At 41.5% G+C, this 12,138-nt stretch carries 10 protein-coding genes; 3 read left to right on the forward strand and 7 right to left on the reverse strand.

The window, feature by feature from the left end; translation table 11 throughout:
- Positions 1 to 53: 53 nt before the first annotated feature.
- Together MKY52_RS01985 and MKY52_RS01990 are read right to left on the reverse strand one after the other, a co-directional pair.
- The gene (locus tag MKY52_RS01985; protein ID WP_042125286.1) at positions 54 to 935 is read right to left on the reverse strand and encodes a carbohydrate ABC transporter permease; all 882 of its coding nucleotides are present in this window, start codon (positions 933 to 935) and stop codon (positions 54 to 56) included.
- Between the two features lie 17 nt (positions 936 to 952).
- Positions 953 to 1,846 carry an ABC transporter permease gene (locus MKY52_RS01990; protein WP_341053321.1) on the reverse strand — a complete coding sequence of 298 codons (894 nt, stop codon included), beginning with the start codon at positions 1,844 to 1,846 and terminating at the stop codon, positions 953 to 955.
- 492 nt (positions 1,847 to 2,338) lie between these two features.
- Between MKY52_RS01990 and MKY52_RS01995 the strand changes: the two genes are divergently transcribed.
- Positions 2,339 to 3,376 (forward strand): LacI family DNA-binding transcriptional regulator, encoded by a 1,038-nt coding sequence (locus MKY52_RS01995; protein WP_341049532.1) that lies wholly within the window; start codon positions 2,339 to 2,341, stop codon positions 3,374 to 3,376.
- 197 nt (positions 3,377 to 3,573) lie between these two features.
- On the opposite strand, the gene MKY52_RS02000 is transcribed toward MKY52_RS01995, so the two are convergent.
- The gene (locus MKY52_RS02000) at positions 3,574 to 4,623 is read right to left on the reverse strand and encodes an NAD(P)-dependent alcohol dehydrogenase (protein ID WP_341049533.1); all 1,050 of its coding nucleotides are present in this window, start codon (positions 4,621 to 4,623) and stop codon (positions 3,574 to 3,576) included.
- 119 nt (positions 4,624 to 4,742) lie between these two features.
- Here MKY52_RS02000 and MKY52_RS02005 point away from each other — a divergent pair, with 119 nt between their 5' ends.
- The gene (locus MKY52_RS02005; protein WP_149647909.1) at positions 4,743 to 5,159 is read left to right on the forward strand and encodes a MerR family transcriptional regulator; all 417 of its coding nucleotides are present in this window, start codon (positions 4,743 to 4,745) and stop codon (positions 5,157 to 5,159) included.
- Between the two features lie 72 nt (positions 5,160 to 5,231).
- Here the strand turns inward: MKY52_RS02005 and MKY52_RS02010 are convergent, their stop codons facing one another.
- Complete coding sequence (locus tag MKY52_RS02010) at positions 5,232 to 5,870, reverse strand: YczE/YyaS/YitT family protein (protein ID WP_341049535.1); 639 nt, start codon at positions 5,868 to 5,870, stop codon at positions 5,232 to 5,234.
- 118 nt (positions 5,871 to 5,988) lie between these two features.
- Here MKY52_RS02010 and MKY52_RS02015 point away from each other — a divergent pair, with 118 nt between their 5' ends.
- On the forward strand, positions 5,989 to 6,150 hold the full coding sequence (locus MKY52_RS02015; RefSeq protein WP_341049537.1) for a hypothetical protein: 162 nt from the start codon (positions 5,989 to 5,991) through the stop codon (positions 6,148 to 6,150).
- A 327-nt stretch (positions 6,151 to 6,477) separates the two neighbouring features.
- On the opposite strand, the gene MKY52_RS02020 is transcribed toward MKY52_RS02015, so the two are convergent.
- The 3 genes from MKY52_RS02020 to MKY52_RS02030 all read right to left on the reverse strand — a co-directional run bounded on the left by MKY52_RS02020 (position 6,478) and on the right by MKY52_RS02030 (position 12,081).
- Positions 6,478 to 7,920, reverse strand: a complete 1,443-nt coding sequence (locus tag MKY52_RS02020) for a cellulase family glycosylhydrolase (RefSeq protein WP_445671007.1) — start codon at positions 7,918 to 7,920, stop codon at positions 6,478 to 6,480.
- Positions 7,921 to 8,834: 914 nt separating this feature from the next.
- Entirely contained in the window at positions 8,835 to 10,352 is a 1,518-nt protein-coding gene (locus MKY52_RS02025) for a response regulator transcription factor (RefSeq protein ID WP_341049538.1), read from the reverse strand.
- Entirely contained in the window at positions 10,345 to 12,081 is a 1,737-nt protein-coding gene (locus MKY52_RS02030; protein WP_341049540.1) for a sensor histidine kinase, read from the reverse strand. Before MKY52_RS02030 ends, MKY52_RS02025 begins: the two co-directional genes overlap by 8 nt.
- Between the last annotated feature and the right edge of the window lie 57 nt (positions 12,082 to 12,138).

A 12,138-nucleotide genomic window follows, 5' to 3' on the forward strand; every position in this document is an offset into this window, starting at 1 on the left:
ACCTCCAAATTAGATATGAATGAATTAATCTTTATCTATGTGCAGCCTGTTTCCTACTTAAGGGAACCGACCATAACACCTTTTTCAAAGTACTTCTGGAAGAACGGATACATAACAATGAGTGGCAAACTGGAAACAACAATGGCAGCATACTTGATGATTTCAGACAATCGCTTCATTTCCGCCATGGCGAGTTGGTCGCTGATCATGCCCGGATCTACCTGATTCTGGATCAAGATGGAACGCAACACGAGCTGCAGTGGATGAAGATTCGGATTATCTAAATAGATCATAGCGTCAAAGTAGGAATTCCACTGGCCAACAAAGGCATAAAGAGCGAGCACAAAAACAATCGGTTTGGAGAGCGGTAATACGACACTGAAGAAAATCCGCATCTCCGAAGCTCCGTCTACATTAGCGGCTTCCTTCATTTCATTCGGAACTCCTTTGAAGAAAGTTCTAGAGAGAATGATGTTCCAAACATTGACCGCCCCTGGAATGATCACCGCCCATACTGTATCAAGCAGACCAAGGTTCTTAACGAGCAGATATGTAGGTATGAGTCCACCCCCAAAGAACATGGTGATAATAAACAAGGTCATGAAAAACCCTTTTCCTTTGAGCCTGTCATCGGACAGTGCGTAACCGGCACAGATTGAGACGAGAACGGTAATCATAGCAAATGAAACAGAGTATAAAACAGAGTTTCCAAAACCTCGGATCATGGCCGGATTAGAAAGAATTTTTTTATACCCTTCTAATGACCAGTCCGAAAGATTGAATGATAATCCTTTACTGAGCAGCACAGATGGATCCATAAAAGAAGCAATCACTACATAAATCAAAGGAAGTACGATGATAAGTACGGCCAGTGTCAGGAAGATCGCGTTCAGCACGACGATAAAGCGATCTAATCCGGAATGTTTAATAGGCATAGCTTGTTGCTCCTTTCTTAGTAAAGACCGTCACCCTCATTCAGTTTCTTCACGGTGAAGTTAACTGTGAGGAGCAAGACGATGTTGATGATAGAGTTAAACAATCCTACTGCGGCTGAATAGGCATAATCGCCCGACTGCAAACCAATTTTATAAACGTAAGTCGGAATGATTTCTGAGGTTGGCAAGTTCATCGCCGTTTGCATGAGGTAGGCTTTTTCGAAGCCAATGGACATAATCCCACCAGCTGCAAGGATAAATACGATAGCCATAATTGGACGAATGGTTGGCAGATCGATATGGCGTATTCTTTGTAGAAGATTAGCGCCATCGAGATTGGCTGCATTATGTAACTCAGGATCGACATTAGCAAGCGCTGCTACATAAATAATGGATGCCCAACCGGCTCCGGTCCAAATATCAGATAAAATGTAGATCGAACGGAAGTACTCGGGACGAGACATGAACATAATTGGTTCACCTGTAAGCCAGGTAAAAAACTGGTTAATCGGTCCCGTTGGGGACAAGAAGATAAACAACATCCCGACCACAACGACAACAGAAATAAAGTTAGGTGCATACAAGAACAATTGAATGTTCTTTTTGACGCCTGCACGGCGAATTTGATTCAACATCAAGGCAAGCAGGATCGGAATTGGAAAACTCAGAATTAATCCGAAGAAACTTAATTTAAGCGTATTCAAAAAGATTACTTCGAAATTGGGAGAAGAAAGGAATTTCTCGAAGTTGTACAAACCTACCCATTCACTCCCCATGATTCCTTTGATTGGGCTGAAATCTTTAAAGGCGATAATCGCACCATACATAGGACCGTATTTAAAAATAAGGGTCAGAATCACAGCTGGTGCGAGCAAAATATAAAGAAAGTAGTGCTTCTTTAAATAATCCATTAAGGAACTCTTATGTCGCGTCACCGTTATTCCGTGTTCGGCTTCTATTGGGTTATGCAATGCCTTTACCTCCGTTCTTATCAATGTTTACATCTTGATGCAGTAAGGGCTTTCAATCTCACTTATGTCCTGCTGCTTTTACAATTTACCAAACACTTAATCGTTCGTCAATACATTTTGTAAAAATATTTATGTGCATATGACAAATTATTCTGTTCATAAATGACGCATACTATTTTACATAATTACAAATACAGCCAATTTAAATAAGGATATATACTTTAATCTCATCATTTTCTCAATAACATAAAAACAAAGCTATTTTTTTGCACATATACAACCTAACAAAATGTAAACTAAATTGTGCATTTGTAAATATAATGTTGCTATTTTTAGCAAACTAATATACATTAAAGAGAGTTGGAATAATGGCAAATAGTACACTATTTGTGGCGAATATTAAGAACAAGAATATAGAGGTGAATTACATAGGTGGCCAGAGAAAAAGTAACCATACAAGATATCGCGGATGCTTTAGGAATCTCCAGAAATACAGCTTCTAAAGCCCTAAATGGAACGAACGGTATACCTGATGAAACCAGAAACAAAGTAATTAAGAAAGCAATAGAGTTGAAATATAAACAATTTGCTTTTATGGACACCGAGAGTGTTCAATCCAGAAACTCTGGAAACATCGCTTTATTAACAGAAAACTTACCTAACACTTCCCATTTTGGGTCGAAACTGATCAGTGGCATGGAAAAAAGAATCAGTGCAGAGGGATATAATTTATCCATGCACATTATTAGAGACATTGATCAAGAGTCCCTGTCTCTTCCTAATAATTTTGATGTCTCCAATGTAGACGGAATTATTTGTATTGAATTGTTCAATTCGGAATATAGTAAGTTGATTACAAGTCTAGGTATTCCAACTATTTTCATCGACTGCTCTGCAGATGTCTGTTACCCTGAATTCCAAGCAGATGTACTTCTCATGGAGAACGAACACAGCACATACCAACTTACCAAAAAGTTAATTGAGGGCGGTTACAAATCACTGGGGTTCATCGGGGACTATAATCACTGTAGGAGTTTTAATGAAAGATGGGTGGGCTTTAATCGCGCACTAATAGAATCCGGGATTCAGCTTGATCTCACACAATGCATCCTCGATGACGATCAACTATTTTTCTCAAGTCCAGAGTGGGCAGATACTAGACTAAGTCAAATACATGAGCTCCCTTCCGCTTTCGTGTGTGCTAACGATTATATTGCGGTTACCTTTATGAAGTCACTCAAAAATGTACTTTCCATTCCTAACGACATCGTCATTTGTGGTTTTGATAACGGTCCTGAATCAAGCATTGTAGAACCCCATCTTACTACGGTTCATATTTATAGTAATGAGATGGGTGTCAAAGCAGCCGAAATGCTACTTTCCCGAATTCATGATCCGAAGCAACCCTATCAGGTTTCTCATATTTATACCAAACTCATCATAAGAGACTCTACACCTAATATCAGTTGATGAATTCATAATTTCGAGATGAAAAGACAACCTATGAAAATGAAGCAAAGAACCCAAGCGATTGAAATTCAATCGCTTGGGTTCTTTATGTTTGTTAGACTACAAGAATGCCCGTCTACTCCCTTTATTGGGACGATAGCTCTTAATGGCATTAATCAAGCCGATGCACGATGTGATGTCAACAAAGAGGGCGTCTCTTATTCATTCCCCATCGTGCTGATGTCGATGACAAACCGGTAACGGACATCTGACGCAAGGACACGCTCCCAGGCTTCATCAATCCGATCAGCAGAAATGACCTCGATTTCAGATGCAATATTATGTTCAGCGCAGAAATCAAGCATTTCCTGCGTTTCACGAATTCCGCCAATCATCGATCCGGCAAACGAGCGGCGGTGGCCGATCAGCGAGAATACGTTAACTGCCAATGGATCAGCGGGCGCACCGACATTGACTAATGTACCATCCAGCGCCAGGAGCGAAAGATAGGCATCGATATTAATCTGCGCGCTTACAGTATTTACGATTAGATCGAACGAACCGGCAAGCTGTTTAAATGTCTCCGGATCGCTAGTGGCATAATAATGATCCGCCCCTAATTGCAATCCGTCTTCCTTCTTCTTCAGGGACTGTGATAAAACAGTAACCTCAGCCCCCATGGCATGAGCGATCTTCACAGCCATATGTCCAAGCCCGCCAAGACCCACTACAGCTACTTTTTTACCGGGAGCTGCTCCCCAATGACGCAGAGGTGAATAGGTGGTAATTCCTGCACACAGAAGCGGTGCAGCAGCGTCAAGCGGAATACTGTCAGGGATCCGAACCACAAAATTCTCGGTTACGACGATATGAGTGGAGTAGCCGCCTTGCGTATACTGCCCGTACCGGTCGATAGCTCCATAGGTGCCCGTATTTCCACTCAGGCAATACTGCTCCTCACCTTTATGGCAATTACTGCACTCTCCACAGGAGTCAACCATACAACCTACACCTACCCGGTCGCCCACTGAGTACTTTGTGACTTCAGAACCAATCTGGCTGACAATTCCGGCGATCTCATGCCCCGGAACGAGTGGATAGTTGACCGGTCCCCATTCCCCCCGGGCAGTATGAATGTCCGAGTGGCAAATGCCAGCGTATTTAATCTCAATAAGAACATCGTGCGGCTGCAGATCTCTGCGTTCGATTGTGGTTAGCTTGAATGGACCTTCCTGACTGAATGTAGCGCGTGCATTAACTTTTATCATAGTGAAACCTCTCTTCTGGTTAATAATAAAATCTAAACGTCAGCTTTACAAAACATATGTTATTACTTAAAGTTAACTCTAAGTCAAGCACAAAATATATTTGAGATTGGAGATAGATGATGAAGACATACTCCATAAGTGAAGTTGCAGAGTCCTTTAACATGACGCCACATACCCTGCGTTACTATGACAAGGAAGGTCTTTTCCCTTCTATAGAAAGAACCTCCGGCGGTAAACGTATATTCAAACAATCCGATATGGACGCTTTAAAGGTAATTGAATGCCTGAAGTCATCCGGGATGCCAATTAAAGAAATAAAACATTTCATTGAGTGGTGCTCAGAGGGGGATTCCACCTTACAGCAAAGATATGATATGTTCCTGGAGCGGAAAGCTTCCGTAGAAGCGCAGATGGAAGAATTGAAAAAAACGATGGAAGTCATAGAACACAAATGCTTCTACTACAAGACTGCCTTGGATAGTGGTACGGAAGATATCCATAAAAATAATAAAATAAAAAGTTTATCTGCTCATTAGGAATGTACCTTCAAATTACAGTAAAGGCGGGGCAGATTGATCTGCCCCGCCTTTCTTTAATTCATAAACTTTTTAATTGGTACGCCTTTTTGCCAGAAGCTTCTCCGTAAAATTCACATCAAAAAAATGAATGATGGGTCCCAGACCAAGTGCTGACACCAAAGTTCCTAAGCCCACAATGCCTCCTGCCAGGAAACAAATCAGAGCACAAAGAGCATCCGTAAACATCCGGTGCCAAAAATAAGATATTTTAGGGAAGTTCTCTCTCATAATCAGGGACAAGCTGTCGTAGGGAGCTACTCCCACCTTCGATGTCTGATACAGAGATACCCCAAAACTGCATACCACCACACCAATTGCTACGATAACCACTCGCTGCCATAACAACTGAGGTTCGCCGAACAGAGATAGCCAATTATTATGAAAGAAAGTAGCAATATATCCTAAAAGAATTGCGTTTACGAAAGTCCCGAATCCAATAAACTTTCGTCCTGTTATGAATTCGATTACAAACAATACAAGGTTCAGTAAGATCAAAAAATTCGCATATGTTATACCGACGCTCTCTGCAAGTGCCATTGCCATACCGCTGAAGGGATCATTCCCCATACCGGACAGCTTGAAAATACTAATTCCCATGCCCAGAAATACATTGCCGATAATCATAATAAGCAATCGTTTTTTATCGACGTTATGAATATATGCCCTCATATTGTCCATCCTATTTTCATATTAAAAATGCAACTTACAATAACGACGTCATTATATCATATTTTCTTGATTTCGATTGGAAAGAAATACAAAGATTACACAAAAAGGAGACGATTAAATGAAGGACGACAAGAAAGCTCCGCTTGACGGACGCGGCCCGGGTGTTGATCCCATAACCGAACCCGATTCAAGCCTGGCTGGCGATATGGGAGCAACAGGTAAGCTGGAAGAAATCGTGGGTGCTTTGCAGGGCGACCCTGTCCGATATTATTACAGCTAATGAGGTATCCCGTTTTATAATATTCCAGGATCCGGGATACTTTGTTATCTAATCAACTTTCCTAAAAAAGGCAACTTATCCGCAGACAAGTCGCCTTTTAGTACTTTAATGTTAGCTTAACTCCGTGAGATCCTACACTTCCCAATGGCTTTAATCAAGCCGATGGTGCCGATGGAGATTAAATCCTCTATCGCTCTCCAACTCAATAATATCCAGTCCTTCATGTAACAAATGCATATTGTCATTGCCATTCGATTTTAAAGTTATAAATCCAACCTTTGATCGATATGGAGTGGCTGCTATATCAGTTCTTTCCATAACTGACAGTTAGTTTAATTGATACAGATTCCAATTTTGCGCGTTCGAGCCATTGTCATCCCAAATTTGAACATTCGTACCGTTTTCAGTGCCTGCGGAAGCTACATCCAAAGCTTTACCATTATGGCTGGCAATCAATTTATAAGCGCTCCCAACCTTGACAATTTTCCACTTCTGATTAGCTCCGGCACCATAGCTCCATATTTGTACATTCGAACCACTAACTGTACCCGCTACATCCAAACCTTTATTGCTATTGACGTTAATGACGTTGTACAGCCCGCCGCCGACATCTGTGATTACCCACTGCTGAGCACCGGTTCCGTTATCATCCCAGATCTGTACATTTGTACCGTCTGAAGTACCTGCAGCAGTTACATCCAATGCTTTACCGCTACCTACGTTAACCAATTTGTAGATTTTACCTGAAACAATGCCATCACTTGGCGGTTGCGAGGATCCATACATTTGGTCTTTGACAAACTTACCGGATGCAGTTAACTGTGCATCTGACCACCCACCATACGGGCTTGCGCCTGGCACCAGTGCAGCGGATACCTCCGATTTATCGCATAACGACCAGTTGGCCCAGCTTATTTTTCTATCTTGCATAAAGTCCGTCCAAACCTTAGATTCGGCAAGGAATGGACCGCCATCTCCAGAGGCATCGCTTGTTCCCCACTCCGTGATGAATACAGCTACACCTTTGCTTCTCGCATAATCTATACGGTCTCTTAGCCATTGACCATGAGTACCAGCGTAAAAATGCGTTGTATACATAATGTTGCTGTAATAGAGCGGATTGTTCGCCGCATCCTGCACATCCTGGCTCCATGTTCCGGTTCCTACGATAATAATACTATCCGGAGCAATGGAACGGATAACCGGAATGACTTCCTCAGCATAAGGCTTAATTTTACCGTTCCATGTAGTGGCAGACCCATTAGGCTCATTACAGATTTCATAAATCACGTTCGGATAATCCTTATATAAGGAGGCCATTTCACTAAAAAATCCCTTTGCTTGTTGTTTGTAGACGTTCGGGTCTTGCTCACCCAACACATGCCAGTCGATGATTACATAGATGCCAAGATCAATAGCGTTTTGTACAGCTTGTTTCACTTTATTTTTTTGGGAAGGGTCATTGATATATCCGCCATCTTGCGTATACATCGCAGCACGAAACACGGTCATACCCCAATTGTCTCTTAGCCATTTCATACTGTCGTAGTTCGAAAACTGTCCAAACCACTGCAAGCCGTGTGAACTCATACCCTTTAATTGGATCGCTTCTCCTGCCTGGTTCACTAATTGGTTTCCAGAAACTCGCAATTGGCCGTTTTTGGATACTACCGAATTAACTTCTTCGGCCTTAACTTTTTCAGTTGGGACGAAGGATACGGCCATGAAGGTGATAAGAGATGCAAAAAAAACCGCAATCATTCTTTTCAACATGTATAACTACCTCCTTAAATTGTTTGTTGCACTTTTTCTCGGCTTACCGAAACCTTCATATACCTGATGGTCAGTGGACGCTCAGATGGAGGTTGTCCGCACCATTCTCTGCTGTACAAGAATTGAAGCGTCTAGGCAATTCCCCGTTAATCCCCCCTTTATCAAAGGATCACTCGCTTATCTATATGGTATCTCTTGGTGTCTCATTGTCATTTAGCGAATTACGCATTAAGTTGTAAAGATAATCGGATAATTAATATCTTTATGGATGCCTTACATAATAAAAATCCATAGGGATTTAATGTTGTAAAGAGATAAAATAAATAACTTGAGGGATGGATAGGTAGGAGAAAGAAGCTCCAAACTAAGAGCCGATGGTAATGTTGGCTAGAACGTTGAAGGAATATAAAGTAGGTGTACTCTGGTGAAATTGCATTATAATGGACAACGGTTCATCTACAAATAAATAGGCTGACTACTGCGTAATAAAAGCACATGGCTACCAAAAAGTAGCGTGTCAAATCGGTATAGTTTAGTTGATAGGCATATAGAGGTCGAAAGGGTCAGATCTAAGAGGTATTATCAATCGAGTATAATAGTTATTTAAATTGAGATTCACAAGATGCGTTCTCAAGCAGGTTTCTCCATAACAAGAAACCGCTTACATTTCTATTTGATTATAAAATATACAAATACTTTTTAATACCCAACATTCTACTACTAAATTTCATATAAAATTTATAGGCTCATTCCTCCTCACACTGGACTCCCCCGCGCTTGGCTAGGGTAAACACTGGCCTGACCCGTTTAGGACTTGAATGATACTGCTGAATTCAACGCAAGGCACATTACAAAAACAATCGACCCGGTCAAAAAGACCGAGCCTTCACTCACCCTTACCTTAAGCGCTTCTACTGTAAAGAATGGGCTTTCCTGTAATCGGAAGGGGAACAACCGACATATTTTCTAAACTTAAAATGAAAGTAATCAACGTTTGGAAAACCAACCAACTCTGCTACTTTATATACTTTATATCCCTGCTCCAACAAGGATTTGGCGCGATCCATACGTACTTTATCTAAATAAGTCCTAAAGGGCTCTCCCGTATAATTTCTGAAAATTTTACCTAAATATGCGTTGTTATAATTAAAGGAATCCGCTAGGCTCTCCAGCTTGAGATTCTTGTGGTAATTCCGCTGAATAAACTCGATCAACTGCTTCAATGAAGTATCTCCATTACTTGATTTAATCTGTCTATTTAAATCAGATAACAACCGCATCGCAAACCTGTTGAGATCAAATCTACTTTGTTGCTGATACAACTGAACGATTCTACCACGAGCATCCTGTATGACATCGTGCTTCGTTGGTAGAGAGAGTAACAACTTGTTTATGGTCGTTGAAATGATCTGCGCATATGCGAGCTTCATATCTTGCTCCCTGTACCCGGCCTGAACCATCTCATCTCCCATTGAAATAATACATTTCTGTGCAGCTTCCATATCTCCGACATCTAGAGCGATCAATAATGTTTGGGAAAACTCTTCCAAATCAAGCGGTATCTCCTGCTCCAATGATGGAAAGTCGGGAGCGGTATGCAGCAAGTCTTCACCTGGCATAAAAAAGCGGAAGGCCAAAAGGTCTATGCACTTTTGATAAGAATGTACTACATCAGTCAATGAATGTACTGGACTGCCAATGGCGGCACAGAAATCAAGCTCTGAACCAAGTAATTGAATAAGCTCCGAATGTAGGGCTTTTCGATCCTCTTCCTGGATTATATCCTCATTTAGAAGAATCCCCGTGTAGGAACCCATGGGAACTACTTCTCCACGTCCGGAAGCCTCAAAGTGTTTCTTAAGCAACGCTTCCATTCGGTATAGCGCTTTTTCGGCTGTTTTTTTCTCGCTGGACAACTCAATCACCAACACCTGACAGGTTTTCAACATCAGGTTATACCGGATGGCATGCTCCGCCAGTTCCGGGGTGACTGCGCCCAAGTGCAAAGCTTGAATCAAACCTACTTTCATCTTCTCCCGTCTATCTTCTTGCTCCCCATCAAGGATGCTCCTTAAACGATGCAGGTAATCCAATAATTCATCCTGATCCACAGGTTTCAAAATATAACTGTCCACTGTATAGGTCATGGCTCTTTTAGCATTATCGAAATCCGCATATCCACTTAATATAAGAAAATGAACATCGGGATCCTCCTTTCGGAGCCTCTCGATCAGTTCCAATCCATTCATGCCTGGCATACGGATGTCAATGATCATGAGATGCGGCAGCATTGTTTTATGTTTCTCAATGGCGTCTATTCCGTTAGAAGCCGCATCACAGACTTGGAAACCAGCGTTTTCCCAGGGAATTAGTGTTTTCAATCCTTCCCGAATGTACTGCTCGTCATCTACGATAAGAATCTTATACATGCTTATCTCCTCCAAGCGGAATTCGAAAACTCACCTTCGTTTCTTGATTGCTTTTGCTATCGATGTGAAGCCCATATGTATTGCCGTAAGTCAACACAAGACGCTGATGTACATTTCGTAAACCAATCCTATTTTTTTCATCCTCTACGTCTTCCAGGGAGCTTTGCAATGCTTCGAGCTTTTCTTGATATATGCCTATTCCGTTGTCAACAACCTCGATCTGAAGTTCATCTCGAAGGCGTGTCACGCTTATGAAAATACAACCCACTTCCATCTTATTTTCCAATCCGTGGATGACTGCATTTTCGACCAAGGGTTGTAAGATCAGTGGTGGAACCGGCACGTTTAGGGCAGCAGGTTCCACATCCATCTTGTAGGTTAATCTGTCTCCAAACCTAAATTTTTGGATTTCCAAATAACAATGAATCATTTCAATCTCACTTTTCAGCGGGATGCTCCTGCTGCCGACCTCCAGGTTCTTCCGCATCATTTTTCCAAGCATCTGTACGGTATTGGATATTTCAGCTTCTCCCTTCAAATGCGCTCTCATCCGGATCGATTCAAGGGCATTAAACAGAAAGTGCGGGTTGATTTGACTTGCCAGCATTTTCAGTTTGATTTCAGTTTGCTTTTGCTGCAGCAAGCTTTTTTGCTGGTTAGATTCTTGAATCTCCGACATCAACGCGCGGATACTGCCCACCATCGAATTGAATTGACGGGAAAGTTGGGCAATCTCGTCCTTACCTTCAATCTGCATTGTTATCGTTAAATTTCCCAAAGCTACCTTGTTGATATGTTTGCTTAGGCGCAATAGGCGTGATGATATTAACATGGAGAAAAAGTAAACCAGCAAAACTGCCACAAACAAGCTGGCGATGATCACGGACAGAGCCAGCATTTTGATCCGATTGGCATCTTTAACAATGGATTCAACGGAATAAATGGAAATAATACGCATTCCATTTAGACTTGATCTTGGCATCAGCTCTTCAATAACAATCTTTGATTTCTTACCATCCACAAGAGCATCGTAGGTTCCTTTGCCGTGATCCATTAATTCAGTATCCAAATGAATGTCCTCCAAGGACCTTCCAGTTAGGTTTTCATGATTTGCTGCCACGATATTGTTATAGCTGTCCACAATCATGGTCTCGAAAGGCTCCTGGCTTACGATGGATTCCAACTCATTTGTACTGATAGCAATTACCAACACTCCGGTTTTATGAGTTTCCAAAAAATCTATTCGTCGGATCAGACACAACTGTTTCTTGTGCGTGTTAATATCCTCAATGAAACTCCACGTAATTAGTCCCCTGGCGTTCATCGCATCTACATACCATGGCATCTGCATGACTTCCGGTGTTGGCTGGTTAAAAATCCAGTTATTTAACATCGTAGGATTCTTGATAAAGAAACGAAAATATTCAATTTCTTTATATAAATCCACGTATTCTTGAAATTTTTTATATTCGTTATACGTTTTGACTACATCGTATACGGATGTATATTGAGCGGTGACAACCCTACTCAGCTGACGGTCAAATAACAGACGATAAGATACATCGGAAGGAGAATACAATAAATCCTCCGTCCGTTTCTTCAACCGTTCCACATTCTTTACACTCTGATCTAAGGCGTTATTCAATGCCATTTTCCGCAGTTCTAACGTTAAAAAAAAACCTACTATTATGACCGGAACAAATACAGCAATGATGAAGGATAATATCAATTTGTTCCGTATCCTCATGTTATTTAAGAGGTTCATTATGGCATACATTACTCCTAT

This window comes from Paenibacillus sp. FSL P4-0184 (assembly GCF_038004625.1).
GTDB lineage: Bacteria > Bacillota > Bacilli > Paenibacillales > Paenibacillaceae > Paenibacillus_AQ.

Bases quoted from the DNA above. Each gene is read 5' to 3' on its own strand.
- MKY52_RS01985 (WP_042125286.1), bottom strand. From the start codon at position 935: ATGCCTATTAAACATTCCGGATTAGATCGCTTTATCGTCGTGCTGAAC.
- MKY52_RS02000 (WP_341049533.1), bottom strand. From the start codon at position 4,623: ATGATAAAAGTTAATGCACGCGCTACATTCAGTCAGGAAGGTCCATTC.
- MKY52_RS02015 (WP_341049537.1), top strand. From the start codon at position 5,989: ATGAAGGACGACAAGAAAGCTCCGCTTGACGGACGCGGCCCGGGTGTT.
- MKY52_RS01990 (WP_341053321.1), bottom strand. From the start codon at position 1,846: ATGGATTATTTAAAGAAGCACTACTTTCTTTATATTTTGCTCGCACCA.
- MKY52_RS02010 (WP_341049535.1), bottom strand. From the start codon at position 5,870: ATGAGGGCATATATTCATAACGTCGATAAAAAACGATTGCTTATTATG.
- MKY52_RS02005 (WP_149647909.1), top strand. From the start codon at position 4,743: ATGAAGACATACTCCATAAGTGAAGTTGCAGAGTCCTTTAACATGACG.
- MKY52_RS02025 (WP_341049538.1), bottom strand. From the start codon at position 10,352: ATGTATAAGATTCTTATCGTAGATGACGAGCAGTACATTCGGGAAGGA.